Genomic DNA, 20275 nt, shown 5'->3' on the forward strand with positions numbered 1-20275 from the left:
CACCCTAAGGCCCGTGCCAGACTGCAACCCATGCGAAGCCTGTTCCCTGTGACGGACCTGACAACGACGGGTGCCGCCGCCCCCGACCGCGAGTGGAGCCTCGACGAGCTGGCGGAGGCGTACGCCTACCCCGCCGGCCTCCCCGACGGGACCCCGTGGCTGCGCGCCAACATGGTCTCCACCCTCGACGGGGCCGCTCAGCACGACGGCCGCTCGCAGCCCATCTCCTGCGCCGCCGACATGCGGATCTTCGGCACCCTGCGGGGCCTGGCCGACGTGGTGATCGCCGGGGCCGAGACCGTACGCCTGGAGGGGTACCGTCCGGCCCGCGCCCGCGAGGCGTTCGCCGAGCGCCGGGCGGCCGCCGGGCAGGGCCCCGCGCCCGCCGTCGCGGTGGTGACCGGCTCCCTGGACCTGGACTTCTCGCTGCCGCTGTTCACCGAGCCGCTCGTCCCGACCCTCGTGGTGACCGGCGCCGGAGCCCCCGCCGACCGGATCGAGGCGGCCCGGAGGGCGGGCGCGGAGGTGGTGGTCGCGGGCGACGGGACCCGGGTGGACCCGGCCCGGGTGGTGCGCGAGCTGGCCGCCCGGGGGCTGCGCCGCCAGCTCACCGAGGGCGGGCCCCGGCTGCTCGGCCAGTTCGTGGCGGCCGGCGCGCTGGACGAGCTCTGCCTGACGCTCTCCCCGATGCTCACCGCGGGTGACGCTCAGCGCATCGCCGGGGGTCCCGGCGTCGCCGTGCCGGAACGTTTCTTCCTGGCATCGATGCTGGAAGAAGCCGGTTTTCTCTTCTCTCGGTACCGTCGGACCGACAGTTAGCGGAATTTATCGTTCCGCTTAGCTCCGGGTGGGCACACTTACCCCTGCAACCCCGTGGAAGCGCGGGGAAGGATGGTTTCAGCAAACGACCGTCGACGGTCGAGCCGGCGGTCGACGAGACGAAGAAGCGGAAAGGCGCCTGTCGTGTTCACAAGCGTTTTGATGATCGAGAAGCCGCTCACTCCCGAGGACGTGGACTTCGTCACCACGCTCCACGGCGAGGAGCGGATCTCGTTCGTCGTTCTGTTGCAGCCGCGCGGTGACCAGGCCGATGTCCTGCTGCGCGCGATCGACGACGTGGCGATGGGGGAGCTGAAGGAAGCGGTGCGCGAAGGGGAGGAGCCGGAGGGCAGCGAGGCCCGTGAACCCGCCGAGATCGGTCTGGAGTACTCCCTGCGGGCCCTGCGCCAGGCGGGCTCCGAAGCCGTCGGACAGGTGATCGAGGACCACCCTCTGGACACCTTGACGACCGTCGTCGAGGAGGCGGGCGCGGACGAGGTCATCGTTCTGACGGCCCCGCACTACGTGGAGGAGTTCTTCCACCGCGACTGGGCCTCCCGGGCCCGCCACAAGGTCGGCGTCCCGGTGCTCAAGCTCTTCGCGCACAGCGAATAGGCTGAAGCCGCGCGGTCCGGGCTGGCCCTCGGCCGCCCCACTCGGAACCCGAACCACGACCGCAGGAGTACAGATGGCACCCGGCATTCCCGCCGCCATGGAACGACCCCACTTCATCGGCATCGGCGGCGCCGGAATGTCGGGCATCGCGAAGATCCTCGCCCAGCGGGGCGCGGAGGTGGCGGGCAGCGACGCCAAGGAGTCCGCCACCGCCGAATCACTGCGGGCGCTGGGGGCGACCGTGCACATCGGGCACGAGGCCGGTCACCTGGCCGAGGACGCCTCCTGCGTGGTCGTCTCCAGCGCCATCCGCGCCGACAACCCGGAGCTGCTGCGGGCGAACGAACTGGCCGTTCCCGTCGTCCACCGCTCGGACGCCCTGGCCTCCCTGATGAACGGCCTGCGGGCCATCGCGGTGGCGGGCACGCACGGCAAGACCACCACCACCTCCATGCTGGCCGTCGCCCTCTCCTCGCTGAGCCTGGCCCCCTCGTACGCCATCGGCGGCGACCTGGAGGGCCCGGGCACCAACGCCACGCACGGCGAAGGGGACATCTTCGTCGCGGAGGCGGACGAGAGCGACCGCAGCTTCCAGAAGTACGATCCCGAGGTCGCGATCGTCCTCAACGTCGAGCTGGACCACCACGCGAACTACGCCTCGATGGACGAGATCTACGACTCCTTCGAGACCTTCGTCGGCAAGATCGTCCCCGGCGGCACCCTCGTCATCTCCGCCGACCAGCCCGGCGCGGTCGAGCTGACCCGCCGGGTCCGCGACCTCTCCGACCTCAAGGTCGTCACCTACGGCTCCGCCGAGCACGCCGACGTACGCGTCCACAAGGTCACCCCGCGCGGCCTGACCAGCGAGGTCACGGTCCTGCTGAACGGGAAGTTCCTCACCTTCACCGTCTCGGTCCCCGGCGCCCACTACGCCCACAACGCGGTCGCCGCGCTCGCCGCCGGGGTCGCCCTCGGTATCCCGGCGCACAACCTGGCCTCCGCCCTCGGCAGCTACACCGGGGTCAAGCGCCGCCTCCAGCTCAAGGGCGAGGCGGCGGGCGTGCAGGTCATCGACTCGTACGCGCACCACCCGACCGAGATGACCGCCGACCTGGAGGCCATGCGCGGCGCGGCCGCCGGCTCCCGCATCCTGGTCGTCTTCCAGCCGCACCTGTTCTCCCGTACGCAGGAGCTGGGCACCGAGATGGGCCAGGCCCTCGCCCTGGCCGACGCCTCCGTGGTCCTGGACATCTACCCGGCCCGCGAGGACCCGATCCCCGGCATCACCAGCGCCCTGATCATCGACGCGGCGAAGGCGGCGGACGCCGAGGTCACCGCCGTCCACGACCAGGCCGACGTACCCGCCGCGATCGCGGGAATGGCGAAGCCCGGCGATCTCGTTCTCACCATGGGAGCGGGCGATGTCACCGACCTCGGCCCGCGCATCCTGGACCACCTGTCGAGCTGAGGAGCGAGCCGTGCCGTACGACGTCGAGAAGCCGGACGAGCAGTGGCGGGAAGAGCTGACCCCCGCCGAGTACGCGGTGCTGCGCCAGGCCGGCACCGAGCCCGCTTTCCGCGGTGAGTACACGGACACCAAGACGGCGGGCGTCTACTCCTGCCGGGCCTGTGGGGCGGAGCTGTTCCGCTCCGACACCAAGTTCGAGTCGCACTGCGGCTGGCCGTCCTTCTACGACCCGAAGGACACCGACGCGGTCGAGCTGATCGAGGACCGCAGCCACGGCATGGTCCGCACCGAGGTGCGCTGCGCCCGCTGCGGCTCGCACCTGGGCCACGTCTTCGAGGGGGAGGGCTACCCCACCCCGACGGACCAGCGTTACTGCATCAACTCGATCTCGCTGACCCTGGCGCCCGACGAGAGCTGAGCCGGACGCCGAAGGAACGCGAAGATGCCCGCACGGGGAGACCTGTGCGGGCATCTTCTGCGTACGCTTCCCGGCACCGCTCCGGCCGGCTGCCGGAGCGCCGATGTCACCGGCGTCCGCGCAGCCGCCCGAACAGGCTGCGAGCCTGGGCGCGCTTGCGGGGGTCGGCCGCGGCGCGCCGGGCGGACTCGATGGTCCGCCGGCCCTGGGGGCTGCGGGTGAACCGGGTGATGCGGGCGATCAGGCGGGACATGGTTCCTCCTAGTGGGGTCTGCCTCTCGCCTACCCCGCAAACGCCCGACCGCACGCCCGCGGTGGCCGGCGTCTTCACCGTGGGGCGCCTCACTCCTGGCCGGGGTCCTCGGCTGCCTCCGACCGCAGCAGGGGGTGGATCACCCCGGGGAAGACGGTCGCCTGCACGACCTCCTCGCCCGACCCGCCCCGGACGACGGTCTCGGCGACGCCCCAGGGCCGACCGGTCAGGTGGACGGTCAGGGTGTACGAGGAGGAGCAGCCGGTGCACTCGTAGCGGTCGGCCCAGGTCTCGACCTCGGTGGTGGAGCCGGGGTAGCGCTTCACATGGCGGTGGCGGGCGTGGCAGTGCTCGCAGGTCTCGCCCGGCTCGCAGGTCCCGCCGCAGGGGCAGGGCACGTCGAAGGAGTCGGCGGGCGTCCAGCGCTGCACGAGGACGGCGTCGCGGGTGGCGGCGGTGTCCTTCATGGCCTTGAGGTTGCGGGCGGCGACGTTGTACGACTCGCCGGTGGCGGCCATCCGGTCGCGGATGACGTCCTTGCGTCCACGGTTGGTCGTCATGCTGGCGGATGTCCTCCTGGGTTCACGCAGCCCGTCAGGAGGCTCACGAGTCGTACGGATCTCCCATTACGGTACCGGCCCGGCCCGCACGCCCCCGCCTCCCCCGTGCGGCGGAGGCGGATCGTCGGGCGGCGCGACGTGCCCGGGCCGGGTGGTGCGAGAGGTTCGGGTCATGACGACGCCGGATTCCCCCTCGCCCGCATCCCGCGTGGAGGCCCCGGCGGACCGCTGGGCGGTTCTCGACCGCAACCCGGGCAAGACGGTCCGGGCCGAGCCGGACCTGCTGTACTGAGGAACGGCCGGCGCGCACCTGAACGTGGCCGGTCAGGCTTCTGCCAGGGGCAGAACTCCGGCCGGACCAAGCCCGACGCTCACTACAGTGCCGTCCCATGACGGCGATGGCGGCGATGACGACGCGTACGGTCCAGTACCCGGCCGACGGTTTGACGATGATCGGGTACCTCGCGCTCCCGGCCGGTGACGGCCGGCGGCCCGCGGTGCTGCTCGGCCCCGAGGGCATGGGGCTCAGCGACGTCGAGCGCCGCCGGGCCGTTGCTCTCGCCGAGCTGGGATACGTTGCGCTGGCCTTCGACCTGCACGGCGGGCGCTACTTGGGTGACCCCGAGGAGATGCTGGCCCGCTGCCTGCCGCTGCTCGCTGATCCCGACCGGATGCGGGGCATCGGCCATGCGGCTCTCGACGTGCTGCGCGCCGAACCGCGGACCGACCCCGACCGGATCGCCGCCGTCGGCTACGGCACCGGGGGCGCCATCGGGCTGGAACTCGGGCGCGACGGCGTCGACCTGCGCGCGATCGGGACAGTCAACGCAACGACCACGGGCCGACCGGGCGAAGCCGCGCACATCCGCTGCCCGGTGTGGGCCGGGGTCGGTTCGGAGGACCCGATCATGCCGCCCGCGCAACGGAACGCGTTCACCGCCGAGATGCAGGCCGCAGGCGTCGACTGGCGCCTCACGGTCTACGGCGGCGCCCTGCACGCCTTCCACCACCCGACGGTCGACCACCCCACGGTCCCCGGCGTCGGCTACCACCCCCGGCACGCGCGGCGCGCCTGGCGCGACATCGTCGACCTGCTCGCCGAGTGCCTGCCCGTGGCCGACGAGCCGGGGGCATGACCAGGTGGACTACGCGCGGCCGCGCAGCGAATGGATCATGCTCGGGAGGGCCCGGAACGCGCCCTCCCGCTCGGGCCCGGTCATACCGGCCGGCATCCTGGCCTCCACGGACCGGACGCCGCGGACGCCTCCTCCGGGCTCTGTCGTCCGCGAGGCGTGAGCCGCGCGGGGAGGACCTTCCCGACGGCCGCCTCGGCGGGCCTGGTCACGTAGCCGTCCCGCTCCAGGGACTGGAGCAGCACGTTCATCGACGGGCGCGTCACGAAGGCGCCCCGCGCGAGCTCGGAGTTCGACATGCCCGGCCGCCCCGCCAGCAGTTCCAGGCAGGAGTAGTGCGTCACGCTCCACGACCGCGCCTGACGGGCCGGTTGGACACGCGCACGGATGGCGGGGGCCCGGACCGGGGCGGAAGCCGGGCGCTTCTCCACCGGGGGTTCACCCCCGCCGCACCCGCCCCGCGATCCGCCGGCCCAGGCGGCCCAGCGTGCTCGAACGGTTCCAGGTGCGGAAGGCGTCCGCCCGGCCGCTGCTGCCCGTGCGGCCCACCGTCGCCTCGACCTCCGCGACGTCCTCGGCCGACATGGCGCGGACGGCCGGGCGCAGGACCTCGTCGAGGAGGGCGGCGGCCACCGGGGGCCAGGTCTCGCCCGCGTGCGGGTGGGCCGTCCAGACGGTGAAGCAGTCCGCCGCGTAGGCGGGCTGGGCGCGCAGCCGGGTCCGTACCGTCTCCGTCCGGGCGGTGCGGTCGTACGCGGCGATCAGCTCCGCGTCGTCGCTGTGGACGAAGTCGTACAGCTCGGCGCCCGGGCGGTCCGGGGCCAGCAGCCGTTCCACCAGGGCCGCGTGGGCCCGCTCCCTGAGTGCCGGGTCGACCGGTTCCGCCTGCGCGCACAGGGTGCGGACCCTCTCCGCCCAGCCGGGTTCCGGTGCGCCCGTGCGCAGTTCGCGGACCAGGTCCAGCAGCAGGAGGCCCGCCCGCGCCCGGCCGCCGATCTCCCGGGGGAAGCCGCGCAGGAGGTCGTGGGCGAGGGAGGCCGCCTCATCCGTGCTCGCGGCGGACGAGGCGGTGGAGGGCGTTCCGGTGGCGGACGGCTCTGCGGCGGACGCGCCCAGTGCCGCGTCGACCAGGCGGGCCCACGTACCGGCCGCGCGGTGGGAGTCCGACGTGGCCGCGTCCAGCAGGAGGCGGGCCTCCTCGATCGTCGGGGCCCGGTCCGCCCAGACCAGGCCCACCGCCGTGCGCAGGACCAGCGGCTCGGCGAAAGGGGAGAGGCCGGCCGCCCGCAGCACCCGGTGCCACACCGCCGCCCGGTCCCCGCCCAGCGTCGCCATCGCCCCCGGCAGCTCGGCGCACATCCGCAAGTGCGGCAACGCCTGCGTCCCCGTGAACGGCAGCGCCACCCGCTCCAGGAACCGGGCCACCGCCCCGGGGTCCCGGGGGGCGAGCCGGTCCAGCGCGCCCAGCAACGCCGTCCTCACCTCGAACTGCTCGTCCAGCAGCTCCAGCAGGGTCGGGGCGAAGTCCGGCGCGCCCGCGGCTCCCGTCCCTTCCTCATCCTGTGCCGCCGCCTCCGTCAGCAGGGCCGGCGCCAGGCGGTCGATGACGCCCGGCAGCGAATCCGTACCGTCCACGCCCAGCAGCCGTGCCACCCGCAGCAGTTGTACGGTTCGCGCCACCGAGCGGGACCCGGCCGTGTCGCCCAGCTCGGTGAGGATCTCCGGGGCGAGCCGCTCCGCGACCGCCGCGCCCTCCGGCCCCACGAACGCGTCCCGGCGCGGCAGTTCCAGCGAGCCGTTGCCGCCGCGTACCGCCTCCGTCACCAGCATCGCCGCGAGCGGAGCGGTCACCGCTGCGGGGCAGCGGCCCTCCAGCGCACCGAACAGCCTTCCCACCGCGTCGAATTCGGGGCCCGTGCGGTCGTCGACGCCCGGGGACGCGAGGGCCTCGACCAGCCGGCCCGTGCGTTTGGCGTCCAAGGCGTACGGCCGGTCCGCCGCCCAACCGGCCGCCGCCGCACGCTCGTCCGGCCCGAGCGCGATCCCCGCGCACAGGGCCGTCACCGCCAACGGGCCTGGGGCAAAGGGCTCCCCGGGCAGTTCCCGCGCCTCCCGGAACAGCTCCGGCGACCGGCTCCGCCACACCCGCGCCGCCGTCGCCGCCCACGCGTCGTCCGTACTACCGCCCGACGGAGGCCGCTCCGCACAGACATGCACCCGCAGGCCCGCCGCCCGGGCCGCCTCCGCGTCCTCGGGCAGCACCCCCGCCACCCGCACCGCCGAACTCTCCGGCCGCCGCGTGTACGTGGTGAACGTCAGCCGCTCCGCGCTCTCCCTCGGCAGGGTCACGGACGCGAGCCCCAGCCACCGGGCCACGTCCGCGCACTGCCGCTCCACCAGCACCACCGGCCGCCCGCCGGGCTCCGTGGGCTCGCTCGCCCGGCGCAGATCCGCCAGCACGGCCGCGAGCCAGGGGCCGCGCGACACGGCGAAGTCGTCCAGGCCCTCCGAGACCGCCGCCGGTCCTGGCGACAGCGCCAGCGGGTCCGGTATCGCGCCGCCGGGCGTCACCGCCACCCAGTGCGGCGACCGCCACGCCTCGACCGGCAGCCGGTCGCCCGGCAGCGGCACCCCCGGCGGCAGGTGGACCGCGTGAGCGTGGAACCGGATGCCCGGGCCCGCGCCGCCCCCGGTGGCCCGTACCGGGGCCGACCGGGACACCAGCCGGCTGCCGTCGGAGAGGGCGGCGTACGTGAACGACTGCGGCAGCGAGCGCAGTTCGCCGTCCGATGGGCGGTCGGGAGCGCCGTCGGGAAGCTCGTAGCGGACCAAGGGCTCGATCTCCGCCAGCAGGGCCCCGGACACCCCGGGACCGACCGCCGTGAACCGGCCCGCCGTTCCCTCGTCCCCCGGCGCGGCGGAGGTGTAGTGCACCTGTGCAAGGCTCATCTGTCGGCCCTCTTCGTCCTGCCGCGCCCGGTCCCCGTGCCCACCCCGTACGGCTGGGTCGGGGGAGAAGTCCGCAGCCGCGGGGGCGACGTTATCAAGGACGGGGAGGTATCCCCCACGCTGCGTCAGATGCCGGCCCGAGGGCGTGGGGCATACTGCCGCGGGGACGGCTGGTGGAGGCGGCCGACGGTTGCACGCTCATTTCCCGGGACCGGCCGGACGTCCTCGTCGAGCTCCTCCGTGCCTTGATGGCGGAGACGGCCGGCCCGGCCGAAACGGCTCCGTGTGAGGCGGAGCGGGCGCATGTCCCGAAGAGGAAACAGTCTTCTGACACCTCCACCACGGCGGCCCGGCGAACCTATGATCGATGCGGTGCCGAGGAGGAGCGGGGGAAGCGCTGTGACCTGTCACGTGCCGTCAAGAGGGGGCCGGTTCGCGCTGCCCCTCGCCCTGGCCGCCGTCCTGCTGGCCGGTTGCTCGGGTGCGGCGGACGGGCCCGGGGAGACGGAGCGGCGCGACGCCTCGTCGAGCGCGGCCCCGGGCTCCGGAGACAGCACCGACGCCGAACCGTCCGCCGAGCCGACGAAGACACTGGACCCCGACCCCGCCCGGCTCCCCAGGACCCGGGCCGCGGCGTTGGACCTCATCGACCGGGTCATCGCCGACCCCGACAGCTTCGGTCCCGGGGTGGTCGAGCGGCGCCCGTACGAGAGCGGCCCGGACACCTGGCCCGTGCTCGGCGAGGACTGCGTCTGGCAGCAGCGGAAGCCCGGTTTCAGCGTCCTGGCCACCCTCACCCGGTCGTTCGAGGTGCCCGCGGAGGCGGGCAAGGGGCCGGTGCGCCTCGGCGCCGTCGTCACCGTGCACCGCACCCGCGAGGACGCGGCCTGGGAGATGGCGGAGTCGATCGAGGAGACCATGCGCTGCCCTACCCAGCAGCTGCGCGAGGGCGAACTGATCGGCTCCATGGTCGCCGCCGCGCTGTTCGGCGGCGAGGCCACCCAGACCAACTCCGAGGACGCCCTCAGCGAGGTGGGGCAGTACCGGAGCTCCGAGCTCGGCGGGCCGCACCACTACGCCTGGCAGCAGGCGCAGACCCTGCAGTTCACCGTCGCCGTGACCGGCAAGGGGGCGAAGGGGCGTACGGAGAAGGAGATCGACGACCTGGTCGTCCAGGCGCAGGCCGCCATGCTGGTCCGGCTGGAATCCGCCGTCGAGAAGCAGAGCTGAGGCCGGGCGATGGACGACCTGCGACCCACCGACCCCGCCCGGATCGGCGGCCACCGGCTCCTCGGCCGCCTCGGAGCCGGCGGCATGGGCGTCGTCTACCTCGGCCGCACCGACGCCGGAGCGCTCGCCGCGATCAAGGTGATCCTGCCCGAGCACGCCGGGGACGAGGACTTCCGGGCCCGCTTCCGCCGTGAGGCCGAGGCCGCCCGCCGGGTCGACAGCCCCTGGGCCGTGTCCGTCACCGGCGCCGACACCGAGGCCGAACGTCCCTGGCTCGCCACCGAGTTCGTGCCCGGGCCGACGCTGTCGGACATCGTCGCCCGGCGCGGACCGCTCCCCGTGCGCAGCGTCACCGTCCTCGGCCGGCTGCTCGCCCGCGCCCTGGCCGCCGTGCACGGCGCCGGACTCGTCCACCGCGACGTCAAACCGGGCAACGTCCTGCTGACGGCGAGCGGCCCCCGGCTGATCGACTTCGGGATCGCCCGCACCGCCGACGCGACCGCCCTCACCGCCACGGGGCTGATCGTCGGCACGCCGGGGTTTCTGCCGCCGGAGGTGGTGTCAGGGGGTGCGAAGGGGGCCGGTGAGCCCCCCGGTGGGGCCGTTGAGCCCACCGGAGCCGCCGGGGACGTCTTCTCGCTCGGCTGTCTCCTGGCGTACGCCTCCACCGGTCGGACGCCCTTCGGCAGCGGTGCGGTCGACGCCGTCCTCTACCGCACCGTGCACGACGCCCCGGACCTCGACGGCGTCGAGGACCCCGGGCTGCGCGCGCTGCTGGAGCGTTGCCTCGCCAAGGACCCCGGCGAGCGTCCGGCCGCCGCCGACCTCGACACCCTGATCGCCGAGGACATGCCCGCCGGGGCCACCGCCGACTGGCTGCCCGAGGACGTCGTGCGGATCATCGCCGACCGGGCCGCCGTGCTGCTGGCCCTGCCCGCCATCGACGCCACCGTCGCCGTCGCCGAGGAGCCCCCGAGCCCGCAACCCGCCCCCGGCCGAAGGCGGTTCCTGCTCCTCGCGGCCGGGGGCGCTCTCGCCCTCGGCGCCGGAGCCTTCGCCGCCGTACGGCTCACCGGCGACGAAGCAGAGGGGGCAGGAGGCGGCGGGGCCCCCGGCGGACGGCGCCTCATCATCGGCGTGCACGCCGACCTCACCGGGCCCCTCAGCCCCGCCGGACGCGCCCAGGAACGCGGCGTCCGGCTCGCCGTCGACCGCTTCAACTCCCTCGACGACCAGCCCTTCCGGCTCGCCGTGAAGGTCCTCGACGACCAGGGCGACCCCGCCCGCTCGGCCCGGGTCGCCGAGGACTTCGCCCGCGATCCGGAGGTCGTCGCGGTCATCGGTCCCACCAGCGACGAGTCGGCGGGGGCCGCCCTGTCCGCGTACGACGAAGCCGTGATGCCGGTCCTGACGGTGTCGGCCCTTCAGATCGCCTTCCCGCGCCGCGCCAACGCCTCCTTCTTCCAGGCCGCCCCCTCCTACGCCTCGCTCGCCGTTCCCATCGTCAACCGCCTTCTCCTGCGCCCCGACGTCGAGCGGCTGGGCGTCCTGATCGACCGGTCCGGCGGACAGGCGGCCTACCAGTCGGGCTACTCGACCAACCTGCTGACCCCCAGCCTCACCACCGGCACCACCCACCCCCGCGTGGTGCCCGCCGGGACCACCGTCTTCGACCCGGTCATCACCGACCTCCTCTCGCATCGGAGCGACGCCCTCTTCTACGCCGGTGACGCGGCCGGCGCCGCCCGGGTCGCCCGCATCCTGGCCGACCTCTCCTTCGCCGGACCGCGCATGGCCCAACACGCGGTCATGGGAACGGAGTTTTTGGAACTGGCCGGCGCTGCGGCCGACGGCTGGGAGTTCGTCGCCCCGTTCATCGACGCCACCGCCCCGGCCGCCGCGACGTTCGCCGCCGCCCACCGCAAACGCTTCGGCACCGCGCCCGCCGCCTGGGCGGCCGAGGCGTACGACGCGGCAGGGCTCGTCGCCCGCGAACTGGCCGCCCTCGCCGAGCCGGCGGCCAAGGGCGCGACGGGCCGTGCCGCCGGGGCTTCGCCCCCGGTCAAGGGGGTGTCCGCGAGCGTCACGCCCTCCGGCGACGGCCGGCCCACCCGGTCCGCGCTCACCGCCGCGATCGCCGCCGCCCGGTACGAAGGGGTCTCGCGCTCCTACGCGTTCGAGGAGGAACGTCAGCAACTCGTCGGCCGGGACGCCCACGTGTACCGGGTGGAGGACGGTCGCCTCCGCTACCTCGGCCCCGCCCCGAAGCCGAAGAGCTGACGTGCGGCCCCTCACCTCCGAGGACCCCCGCACCGTCGGCCCCCACCGCACCCTCGTCCGGCTCGGCGCGGGCGGCATGGGTGTGGTCTACCTGGCACGCTCGGCGGGCGGGGCGCTCGCCGCCGTCAAGGTGATCAGGGCCGAGCACGCCGCCGACCCCGGCTTCCGGGCACGGTTTCGCCGCGAGGCCGAGGCGGCCGCCCGGATCACCGGCCCCTGGGTGGTCCCGGTGCTCGGCGCGGACACCGAGGCCCGCGAACCGTGGCTGGCGACCGCGTTCGTCCCCGGGCCCTCGCTGGCTCAGGTGGTGGCGGCCGGCGGACCGCTGCCCCCGGTCACCGTGCGGGCGCTGGGGAGGCGGCTCGCCGAGGCCCTCGCCGCGGTCCACGAGGCCGGGCTGATCCACCGCGACGTCAAACCCGGCAATGTGCTCCTCGGCCTCGACGGCCCCCGCCTCATCGACTTCGGGATCGCCCGCCACGAGGGCGCCACCGCGCTGACCGCGACCGGCGCGGTGATCGGGACGCCCGGCTACCTGGCCCCGGAGCAGGCGTCGGCCGGACCGCTGGGGCCGCCGTGCGACGTGTTCTCGCTCGGCTGCGTCCTTGTGTACGCGGCGACCGGGCGGGGGCCGTTCGGCGAGGGCGGTGGGGCGGGCGCCCTGTTCCGTACGGTCCACGAGCAGCCGGACCTGACGGGCGTCCCGCCCGGCCTGGCCCCCCTGATCGCCGCCTGCCTCGCGAAGGACCCGGCCGCCCGGCCGACCGCGAGCCGGGTCCGCGACGCGCTGGCGGCGGACGGGGAGGCGGCCCCGGACCGGAGCGCGCCCCGGGACCCCCGCGAGTCCCTCCGCGCCTCCTCGGCCCCGGACCTGGCCCCAGACCCGGCCGAGGCCCTGACCCCGGTCCTGGGCGAGGCCCCGGCCCAGGACCTGCCCCCTCACCCGGGGGAGCCCCGGCCCCCGGGCCGGGCCGAGTCCCCGGCCCCGAACGAGACCCCCGCCCCCACCCCCTGGCAGCCCCCCGCCGGCCTCGCCGCGCTGATCGCCGAGCGGTCCGCCGCCGCTCTCGCGCTGCCGGACCCCGAGCCCCTGCCCACCACGCTCACCCCGGCCGGGGACGACACCGCCGGGGACGACGCCGTCGACCGGGAGGGCGGGCCCACTCGCCGCAGGGTCCTGACCGGCGGCGCCGCGGGGGCCGTTCTCCTCGTCGGCGGGGCGGCCGCCGGCTGGAACGCCCTGTGGGGGCGCGGTAGCCGGGCGGGCGGTCCCTCGGGCCGGTCCGGGGAGCCACCCACGTACACGATCGGGCTCCACGCCGACCTCGGCGGACCCGGCCGGGCCGTCGGGCTGGCCCACCGGCGCGGCGCCCAGCTCGCCGTCGCCGACCACAACTCCCGTAAGGACAAGGCGTTCCGGCTCGCCCTGCGCATCGAGGACGACGCGGGCGACCCGGCGGCGGCGCTCCGGGTGGCCGGGCGGCTGGCCGCCGATCCGGCGGTCGTCGCGGTCCTCGGGCCGACCGGGGCCGTCCTGCGCGAGGAACTCGTCCAGCGGTACGGCGAGGCACGGCTGGCCACCGTCGTCGTCGCGGCCGGGTCGAGCACCGTCGAGTCCGGCAGCGGGCTCCACCTCTGCGTCACCCGCCCCCTGGACCGGATGCTCACCCCGGGTCTGATCAGCTACCTGACCCGTACCAGCCCCGCGACCCGCGTCCTCCTCGTCGAGGACGCCGCCGATCCCGGGCTCGCGGGGAAGGTCGGGAGCGCGTTCCGCGAGGCCGCCCTCACCGGGGTCACCCTCCTCGAACACCCCCTCGCCCGGGGCGACGCGGGCTTCGGCGGTGTCGCCCGCAAGGCCGTGGCCGGCCGCGCCGACGCCGTCGTGCTCGGCGGCGGCGACGCGGCCCGCGCAGCCCGTCTGGCCACCGCGCTGGCGGGCGAGGGCTTCACCGGCACCCGGGTCGCCGCCGGACCCGCCCTCGGGCCCGCCTTCCTCGACGGGGCGGGCGCGGCGGCCGACGGCTGGGTCTTCGCCGAGGCGTACGCCGACCCCGCCGCCCTCCCCGCGGCCCGGGCCTTCACCGCCGCCCACCGCAAGCGCTTCGGCGCACCCCCGGCGACCTGGGCCGCCGAGGCGTACGACGCGGTCGGCCTGATCGCCCGCGCAGCCGGGACCACCAGCGCCTCCGGCGAGGTGCGCAGCGGTATCGGCGGGCGGCTCGTGCGCACCGAGCACCGGGGGATCGTGCGGACCCTCGCCTTCGACGCCTCGACCCGCCAGGTGCGGATCCCGGACGGGATCTTCCTCTACCGGATCGAGAAGGGCCGCCCCCGCTTCCTGGGCCCGTACGGGCAGGTCCGTCAGGCGTCCGGCGGCAGCGGCCGGTGAAGCCCCGGCCAGGCGTGAAGATCTCCTGCGGCGGCGCTTAAGAAATCCTCGATGGACCGGGGGCCCCGCCGTACGGCAGCCTTCTCGGTGACGGCCGGGGACGGCGCGTGGAGCTTTCCCAGATGCTCCGTCCCGTCCCGCCGAACCCCCACCATGGGGGGTGACACCCAAGACCACCCCGGGCCGCAGGGTTCTCCGACATGCCCCGCGGCCCGGGGTATTCACTCGCGTACCGACGTCAGGGAGCCACAGCCGTGAAGGCACTCGTCAAGCAGAAGGCCGAGCCCGGACTGTGGCTGATGGACGTGCCGGAGCCGGAGTACGGTCCCACCGACGTCCTGATCAAGGTCCTGCGCACCGGTATCTGCGGCACCGACCTGCACATCCGCGCCTATGACGGCTGGGCCCAGCAGGCGGTCACCACCCCGCTGATCCTCGGCCACGAGTTCGTCGGCGAGGTCGCCGCGACCGGCTCCGACGTCGCCGACATCGCCATCGGCGACCTGGTCAGCGGCGAGGGCCACCTCGTCTGCGGCAAGTGCCGCAACTGCCTCGCCGGCCGCCGCCACCTCTGCCGCTCCACCGTCGGCCTCGGGGTCGGCCGCGACGGGGCGTTCGCGGAGTACGTCGTCCTGCCCGCCTCCAACGTGTGGGTGCACCGGGTCCCCGTCGACCTCGACATCGCGGCGATCTTCGACCCGTTCGGCAACGCCGTGCACACCGCGCTCTCCTTCCCGCTGGTCGGCGAGGACGTCCTGATCACCGGCGCGGGCCCGATCGGCATCATGGCCGCCGCCGTCGCCCAGCATGCGGGGGCCCGCAACGTCGTCATCACCGACGTCAGCGAGGCCCGCCTCGCTCTGGCCCGCAAGGTCGGCGTCAGCCTCGCCCTGAACGTCGCGGAGAGCACCATCGCGGACGGGCAGCGCGAACTCGGCCTGCGGGAGGGCTTCGACATCGGCCTGGAGATGTCCGGCCGCCCCGAGGCGATGCGCGACATGGTCGCGAACATGACGCACGGCGGCCGGATCGCCATGCTCGGCCTGCCCGCCGAGGAGTTCGCCGTCGACTGGGCCCGCATCGTCACCTCGATGATCACCATCAAGGGCATCTACGGCCGCGAGATGTACGAGACCTGGTACGCCATGTCCGTCCTGCTGGAGGGCGGCCTCGACCTCGCCCCCGTGATCACCGGCCGGTACGGCTTCCGCGACTTCGAGGCCGCCTTCGACGACGCCGCGAGCGGCCTCGGCGGCAAGGTCATCCTCGACTGGACCGCCTGAGGCGCCCGGCCGCCCGACGCGCCCGACCTCCTCCCCTCTCGTCCCTCGGCTCTTATCTGATCTCCTAAGGAATCCGCATGTTCGACTCCGTACGCGACGATCTGCGCACCACCCTCGACGAGATCCGCGCCGCCGGGCTGCACAAGCCCGAGCGCGTGATCGGCACCCCGCAGTCCGCGACCGTCGAGGTCACCTCCGGCGGCCGCCCCGGCGAGGTCCTCAACTTCTGCGCCAACAACTACCTCGGCCTCGCCGACCACCCCGAGGTCATCGCCGCCGCCCACGAGGCGCTGGACCGCTGGGGCTACGGGATGGCGTCGGTCCGCTTCATCTGCGGCACGCAGGAGGTCCACAAGGAGCTGGAGCAGCGGCTCTCGGCCTTCCTCGGCCAGGAGGACACGATCCTCTACTCCTCCTGCTTCGACGCCAACGGCGGAGTCTTCGAGACCCTGCTCGGCCCCGAGGACGCGGTCATCTCCGACGCCCTCAACCACGCCTCCATCATCGACGGCATCCGGCTCTCCAAGGCCAAGCGCCACCGCTACGCCAACCGCGACATGGCCGAACTGGAGACGCAGCTCAAGGAGGCGTCCGGCGCGCGCCGCCGCCTCATCGTCACCGACGGCGTCTTCTCCATGGACGGGTACGTCGCCCCGCTCCAGGAGATCTGCGACCTGGCCGACCGCCACGACGCCATGGTCATGGTCGACGACTCGCACGCCGTCGGCTTCGTCGGCCCCGGCGGTCGCGGCACGCCCGAGCTGCACGGCGTGATGGACCGGGTCGACATCATCACCGGCACCCTGGGCAAGGCGCTCGGCGGAGCCTCAGGCGGCTACGTCGCGGCCCGCGCGGAGATCGTCGCCCTGCTGCGCCAGCGCTCGCGCCCGTACCTCTTCTCCAACACGCTCGCCCCGGTCATCGCCGCAGCCTCCCTCAAGGTCATCGACCTGCTGGAGTCCGCCGGGGACCTGCGCGAGCAGCTCGCCGCCAACACCGAGCTGTTCCGCACGCGGATGACCGCGGAGGGTTTCGACATCCTGCCCGGCGACCACGCCATCGCCCCCGTCATGATCGGGGACGCGGGCAAGGCGGGCCGGATGGCGGAACTGCTCCTGGAGCGCGGGGTGTACGTGATCGGCTTCTCGTACCCCGTCGTCCCGCAGGGCGCGGCCCGTATCCGCGTCCAGCTCTCGGCCGCCCACTCCGCCGCCGATGTGAACCGTGCCGTGGACGCGTTCGTCGACGCTCGGGCCGCGCTGGAGGCGGAAGCCGTCTGACCGCCGACCGGGTCGGTGGTTCCGCCACCACCTGGGACAATGGGCACATGATCGATGCGCGGCGGCTGCGAATCCTCCGTGCGGTGGCCGACCACCGCACGGTGACCGCGGCCGCCGCCGCGTTGTACCTGACCCCCTCCGCCGTCTCCCAGCAGCTCGCAGCCCTGGAGCAGGAGACCGGCCACCGCCTCGTCGAACGCGGGGCGCGCGGGGCCCGGCTCACCGCCGCAGGGGAGATCCTGCTCAGCCACACCAACCTGGTCCTCGCCCAGCTGGAGCGGGCCGAGGCGGAGCTGGCCGACTACAGCGCGGGTGTCGCCGGTACGGTCACGGTCGCCGCCTTCGCCACCGGGATCGGCCTCGTCCTCGCTCCCGCCCTCACCGAGCTGGCCCGCACCGCGCCCGGCATCCGGGTCAAGGTGCAGGACGCGGAGGGCGACGCGAGCGTCCCGATGGTGCTGGACCGGCAGGTGGATGTGGCGGTGGCCGTCGAATACCGGGGCGCGCCCGCCGAGGACGACCGCCGGCTCACCCGTGTCCCGCTGTACTCGGAGCCCTTCGACGCGGTGCTCCCGGTGGGCCACCGCCTCGCCTGTCAGGCCCACGTGGCGGTCGCCGACCTGGCGAAGGACCCGTGGATCGGGCCGTACCCCGGCAACCCCTGCCACGACGTGGTGGTCCTGGCCTGCGAGTACGCCGGTTTCGCCCCGCGCCTCGACCACTCGTCGGACGACTTCCACGCGGTGGTCGCCCTGGCCGGAGCGGACGCAGGGGTGGCGTTGGTGCCCCGCTCCGCGCTGCGCGGGATGGAACTGACCGGTGTCGTCGTCCGCCCGGTCGAGGGCAGCGCCCCCACCCGCCGGGTTTTCGCGGCCGTACGCCAGGGGGCCGAGGGCCATCCGCTGATCCGGCCGGTGCTGGACGCGATGGAGGCGGTGGCCGTACGCGAAGCCGGGCTGGCCGCCCGGTCCTGACCCGGGGGCCGCGGTACACCCGGTCCTGACCCCAGGGCTCCAGGCCCCCCCGGGGACGGCGTGGTGGCGACGGCCTCAGCCGGCCGGCTGGAGCAGATCCCACCGGTTGCCGTACAGGTCCTCGAAGACCGCGACCGAGCCGTACGACTCGTGGCGCGGCTCCTCCAGGAAGCGCACCCCGGCCGCGCGCATCCGCTCGTGGTCGGCCGCGAAGTCCTCGGTGTGCAGGAAGAAGCCGACCCGGCCGCCCGTCTGCGCCCCGACGGCCCCGGCCTGCGCCTCGTCCTTCGCCCGGGCCAGCAGCAGCCCCGTGCCGTCCGCCGCCCCGCGCGGGCGCACCACCACCCAGCGGGTGCCGTCGCCCCGGTCGGTGTCCTCCACCGGCTCGAAGCCGAGCGCGTCGCGGTAGAACGCGAGCGCCTCGTCGTAGTCGCGGACGACCAGGGTGACCAGGGCGATGCGGGACATGAAAGTTGCCTTCCGGAGGTTCTGCCGGCGGGGCTCCGCGACGACGTTATACGTAACACTAGCGCTTCGGTCCCCGGTTGCCGGGCACAATGCGCCGCATGGACTTCGTGGACGCTACGAGCACCGGCGGCCGGGCCGCGCTGAACGACCGGGCCCGCGCCCTCGCGGACACCGGACAGCGGCGCATCCTCGGGATCGCGGGCCCGCCCGGGGCCGGGAAGTCCACTCTGGCGGACCGGCTGGTCGCGGCCCTGGACGGACGCGCCGCCCTCGTCCCGATGGACGGCTTCCATCTGGCCGCCGCCGAGCTGGACCGCCTCGGCCGCGCCGACCGCAAGGGCGCGCCCGACACCTTCGACGCGGCCGGGTACGCGGCCCTGCTGCGGCGGCTGCGGACGCCGGACCCGGTGCACGCGGTCTACGCCCCGGCCTTCGACCGGACCCTGGAGGAGCCGGTCGCGGGGTCCCTGCCCGTCCCGCCGGGCGTTCCCCTCGTCGTCACCGAGGGCAACTACCTGCTGCTCGGCGACGGGGCGTGGGCCCCGGTGCGCGGGCTGCTGGACGAGGTGTGGTTCCTGGAGCTCGACCCGGAGGTCCGGGTGCGTCGCCTTGTCGACCGGCATGTGCACCACGGCCGGCTCCGGCGCGACGCGGAGGAGTGGGTGGCCCGGTCCGACGAGGCGAACGCCCGGCTGGTGGAGCGGGACCGCGACCGGGCGGACCTGATCGTGCGGCTGCCCGACGGGCGACGGCCGCGGCGACCGGTGTCTGACGACGACCGACGCGGGTGACGGCTCACGGTGACCGACGCTGCTGACGGCGTCCCGCGGCTGAGGGTGACCGAGGCGACCGACGGCTGACGCCCCGGCAGACACGCACGGCCGGAAGCCGGTCGCGGACACGCCCAGGTCTGACACGCGACCGGAAGCCGGTCGCGTACGCCCCGCCGGGCGGGCAGGATGCTGTGTGCCGTGTCGCAGCGCCAGGAGGTCCTGATGTCGAGCCCGAGCCCGTTCGCCCAGCAGTCCGCTCCGCCCCCGCCCTTCACCGCCGACGACTACCGGGCCCGGATGGCACGGGCCGCCGAGTCCGCGGCCGAGGCCGGGCTCGCCGGGGTGATCGTCGCGCCGGGTCCCGACCTCGTCCACCTCACCGGCTACCGCCCCGTGAGCACGGAGCGCCTCACCCTCCTCGTGGTGCGGGCCGGCCACGACCCGGTGCTGGTGGTCCCGACCCTGGAGGCCCCCGACGCGGCCGCCGCCACGGGGGCGCCCGCGCTGACCCTGCGGGACTGGACCGACGGCAAGGACCCGTACGAGGTGACCGCTCCGCTGCTGGAGGCCGAGGGCCGCTTCGGCGTCAGCGACAACACCTGGGCGATGCATCTGCTGGGTCTCCAGCGGCAGTTGCCGGGCACTTCCTACACCGCCCTCACCGAGGCCCTGCCGATGCTCCGCGCGGTGAAGGACGCCGCCGAGCTGGAACGGCTCGCCGCCGCCGGGGCCGCCGCCGACGCCACGTACGAGGAAATCCTCAAGGTGCGCTTCTCCGGCCGCCGGGAGGTCGACGTGGCCATGGACCTCGCCGCGCTGCTGCGGGAGTTCGGGCACTCCCAGGTGGACTTCACCGTCGTCGGATCCGGCCCCAACGGGGCCAACCCGCACCACGAGGCGGGCGAACGCACCATCGAGCGCGGCGACATGGTCGTCCTCGACTTCGGCGGTCTGAAGCACGGCTACGGCTCCGACACCTCCCGTACGGTCCATGTCGGCGAGCCCACCGCCGAGGAGCAGCGGGTCCACGACATCGTCCGCGAGGCCCAGCAGGCGGGCTGCGCCGCCGTCCGGCCCGGCGCCGCCTGCCAGGAGATCGACCGGGCCGCCCGCGCGGTGATCACCGAGTTCGGCTACGGCGACCGGTTCATCCACCGCACCGGCCACGGCATCGGCGTCACCACCCACGAGCCGCCCTACATGATCGAGGGGGAGGAGCAGCCGCTCGTCCCGGGCATGTGCTTCTCCGTGGAGCCGGGGATCTACCTCCCCGGCCGCTTCGGCGTCCGGATCGAGGACATCGTGGCGGTGACCGAGGACGGCGGACGCCGCCTCAACACCACCGCCCGCGAACTCGCCGTCGTGGAGTAGGGGCGCGGA

Annotated in this window: 17 protein-coding genes and 1 pseudogene; 13 read left to right on the forward strand and 5 right to left on the reverse strand. The window is 74.6% G+C overall.

What is annotated here, in order from left to right; all coding sequences use genetic code 11:
• Positions 1–30 precede the first annotated feature (30 nt).
• The 4 genes from RNL97_RS26480 to msrB all read left to right on the forward strand — a co-directional run bounded on the left by RNL97_RS26480 (position 31) and on the right by msrB (position 3320).
• Complete coding sequence (locus tag RNL97_RS26480) at positions 31–819, forward strand: pyrimidine reductase family protein (protein WP_313751276.1); 789 nt, start codon at positions 31–33, stop codon at positions 817–819.
• A gap of 162 nt (positions 820–981) precedes the next feature.
• Complete coding sequence (locus RNL97_RS26485; protein WP_030592750.1) at positions 982–1434, forward strand: hypothetical protein; 453 nt, start codon at positions 982–984, stop codon at positions 1432–1434.
• A 73-nt stretch (positions 1435–1507) separates the two neighbouring features.
• Positions 1508–2902 carry a UDP-N-acetylmuramate--L-alanine ligase gene (gene murC, locus RNL97_RS26490; RefSeq protein WP_030592748.1) on the forward strand — a complete coding sequence of 465 codons (1395 nt, stop codon included), beginning with the start codon at positions 1508–1510 and terminating at the stop codon, positions 2900–2902.
• A 10-nt stretch (positions 2903–2912) separates the two neighbouring features.
• Positions 2913–3320, forward strand: a complete 408-nt coding sequence (msrB, locus tag RNL97_RS26495; protein WP_030592745.1) for a peptide-methionine (R)-S-oxide reductase MsrB — start codon at positions 2913–2915, stop codon at positions 3318–3320.
• Positions 3321–3426: 106 nt separating this feature from the next.
• Here msrB and RNL97_RS26500 read toward each other — a convergent pair whose 3' ends face one another.
• Together RNL97_RS26500 and RNL97_RS26505 are read right to left on the reverse strand one after the other, a co-directional pair.
• Positions 3427–3573 carry a hypothetical protein gene (locus RNL97_RS26500; RefSeq protein ID WP_199814264.1) on the reverse strand — a complete coding sequence of 49 codons (147 nt, stop codon included), beginning with the start codon at positions 3571–3573 and terminating at the stop codon, positions 3427–3429.
• 89 nt (positions 3574–3662) lie between these two features.
• Positions 3663–4133, reverse strand: coding sequence for a hypothetical protein (locus RNL97_RS26505; RefSeq protein ID WP_030592742.1), 471 nt, complete (start codon positions 4131–4133; stop codon positions 3663–3665).
• A gap of 398 nt (positions 4134–4531) precedes the next feature.
• Here RNL97_RS26505 and RNL97_RS26515 point away from each other — a divergent pair, with 398 nt between their 5' ends.
• Positions 4532–5269 carry a dienelactone hydrolase family protein gene (locus RNL97_RS26515; protein WP_030592739.1) on the forward strand — a complete coding sequence of 246 codons (738 nt, stop codon included), beginning with the start codon at positions 4532–4534 and terminating at the stop codon, positions 5267–5269.
• 9 nt (positions 5270–5278) lie between these two features.
• Here the strand turns inward: RNL97_RS26515 and RNL97_RS26520 are convergent.
• Together RNL97_RS26520 and RNL97_RS26525 are read right to left on the reverse strand one after the other, a co-directional pair.
• Positions 5279–5616 (reverse strand): annotated as a pseudogene (locus RNL97_RS26520) (MarR family winged helix-turn-helix transcriptional regulator); the annotation flags it as partial.
• An 88-nt stretch (positions 5617–5704) separates the two neighbouring features.
• Positions 5705–8215 (reverse strand): GTPase-associated protein 1-related protein, encoded by a 2511-nt coding sequence (locus tag RNL97_RS26525; RefSeq protein ID WP_243315611.1) that lies wholly within the window; start codon positions 8213–8215, stop codon positions 5705–5707.
• 360 nt (positions 8216–8575) lie between these two features.
• Here RNL97_RS26525 and RNL97_RS26530 point away from each other — a divergent pair, with 360 nt between their 5' ends.
• From RNL97_RS26530 to RNL97_RS26555, 6 genes are all read left to right on the forward strand, one after another.
• On the forward strand, positions 8576–9445 hold the full coding sequence (locus tag RNL97_RS26530) for a hypothetical protein (RefSeq protein ID WP_279344011.1): 870 nt from the start codon (positions 8576–8578) through the stop codon (positions 9443–9445).
• 9 nt (positions 9446–9454) lie between these two features.
• Positions 9455–11725: a bifunctional serine/threonine-protein kinase/ABC transporter substrate-binding protein gene (locus RNL97_RS26535; protein ID WP_313751277.1), complete on the forward strand. Its 2271-nt coding sequence runs from the start codon at positions 9455–9457 to the stop codon at positions 11723–11725.
• Between the two features lies 1 nt (position 11726).
• Positions 11727–14117, forward strand: a complete 2391-nt coding sequence (locus tag RNL97_RS26540; RefSeq protein ID WP_313751278.1) for a protein kinase domain-containing protein — start codon at positions 11727–11729, stop codon at positions 14115–14117.
• A 254-nt stretch (positions 14118–14371) separates the two neighbouring features.
• Positions 14372–15400, forward strand: a complete 1029-nt coding sequence (gene tdh / locus RNL97_RS26545) for an L-threonine 3-dehydrogenase (RefSeq protein WP_030584959.1) — start codon at positions 14372–14374, stop codon at positions 15398–15400.
• A 77-nt stretch (positions 15401–15477) separates the two neighbouring features.
• Positions 15478–16680: a glycine C-acetyltransferase gene (locus RNL97_RS26550; protein ID WP_030584962.1), complete on the forward strand. Its 1203-nt coding sequence runs from the start codon at positions 15478–15480 to the stop codon at positions 16678–16680.
• Positions 16681–16727: 47 nt separating this feature from the next.
• Complete coding sequence (locus tag RNL97_RS26555) at positions 16728–17654, forward strand: LysR family transcriptional regulator (protein WP_030584966.1); 927 nt, start codon at positions 16728–16730, stop codon at positions 17652–17654.
• Positions 17655–17729: 75 nt separating this feature from the next.
• On the opposite strand, the gene RNL97_RS26560 is transcribed toward RNL97_RS26555, so the two are convergent.
• A complete protein-coding gene (locus RNL97_RS26560) occupies positions 17730–18122 on the reverse strand; it encodes a VOC family protein (protein ID WP_030584969.1) in 393 nt (130 codons plus the stop codon).
• Positions 18123–18220: 98 nt separating this feature from the next.
• On the opposite strand from RNL97_RS26560, the gene RNL97_RS26565 reads away from it, so the two are divergent.
• Together RNL97_RS26565 and RNL97_RS26570 are read left to right on the forward strand one after the other, a co-directional pair.
• Positions 18221–18913 carry a nucleoside/nucleotide kinase family protein gene (locus RNL97_RS26565; protein ID WP_199814213.1) on the forward strand — a complete coding sequence of 231 codons (693 nt, stop codon included), beginning with the start codon at positions 18221–18223 and terminating at the stop codon, positions 18911–18913.
• Between the two features lie 204 nt (positions 18914–19117).
• The gene (locus RNL97_RS26570; protein WP_030584974.1) at positions 19118–20266 is read left to right on the forward strand and encodes an aminopeptidase P family protein; all 1149 of its coding nucleotides are present in this window, start codon (positions 19118–19120) and stop codon (positions 20264–20266) included.
• Positions 20267–20275: the final 9 nt, after the last annotated feature.

Origin of the sequence: Streptomyces parvus (assembly GCF_032121415.1) — a bacterium.
GTDB classification, from domain to species: domain Bacteria; phylum Actinomycetota; class Actinomycetes; order Streptomycetales; family Streptomycetaceae; genus Streptomyces; species Streptomyces globisporus_A.

Coding starts and splice junctions, on each gene's coding strand:
- RNL97_RS26530 (WP_279344011.1), top strand. CDS start 8,576: ATGATCGATGCGGTGCCGAGGAGGAGCGGGGGAAGCGCTGTGACCTGT.
- RNL97_RS26550 (WP_030584962.1), top strand. CDS start 15,478: ATGTTCGACTCCGTACGCGACGATCTGCGCACCACCCTCGACGAGATC.
- RNL97_RS26515 (WP_030592739.1), top strand. CDS start 4,532: ATGGCGGCGATGACGACGCGTACGGTCCAGTACCCGGCCGACGGTTTG.
- murC (WP_030592748.1), top strand. CDS start 1,508: ATGGCACCCGGCATTCCCGCCGCCATGGAACGACCCCACTTCATCGGC.
- RNL97_RS26570 (WP_030584974.1), top strand. CDS start 19,118: ATGTCGAGCCCGAGCCCGTTCGCCCAGCAGTCCGCTCCGCCCCCGCCC.
- RNL97_RS26485 (WP_030592750.1), top strand. CDS start 982: ATGATCGAGAAGCCGCTCACTCCCGAGGACGTGGACTTCGTCACCACG.
- RNL97_RS26555 (WP_030584966.1), top strand. CDS start 16,728: ATGATCGATGCGCGGCGGCTGCGAATCCTCCGTGCGGTGGCCGACCAC.
- RNL97_RS26525 (WP_243315611.1), bottom strand. CDS start 8,215: ATGAGCCTTGCACAGGTGCACTACACCTCCGCCGCGCCGGGGGACGAG.
- RNL97_RS26505 (WP_030592742.1), bottom strand. CDS start 4,133: ATGACGACCAACCGTGGACGCAAGGACGTCATCCGCGACCGGATGGCC.
- RNL97_RS26560 (WP_030584969.1), bottom strand. CDS start 18,122: ATGTCCCGCATCGCCCTGGTCACCCTGGTCGTCCGCGACTACGACGAG.
- RNL97_RS26565 (WP_199814213.1), top strand. CDS start 18,221: ATGGACTTCGTGGACGCTACGAGCACCGGCGGCCGGGCCGCGCTGAAC.
- RNL97_RS26480 (WP_313751276.1), top strand. CDS start 31: ATGCGAAGCCTGTTCCCTGTGACGGACCTGACAACGACGGGTGCCGCC.
- RNL97_RS26535 (WP_313751277.1), top strand. CDS start 9,455: ATGGACGACCTGCGACCCACCGACCCCGCCCGGATCGGCGGCCACCGG.
- RNL97_RS26500 (WP_199814264.1), bottom strand. CDS start 3,573: ATGTCCCGCCTGATCGCCCGCATCACCCGGTTCACCCGCAGCCCCCAG.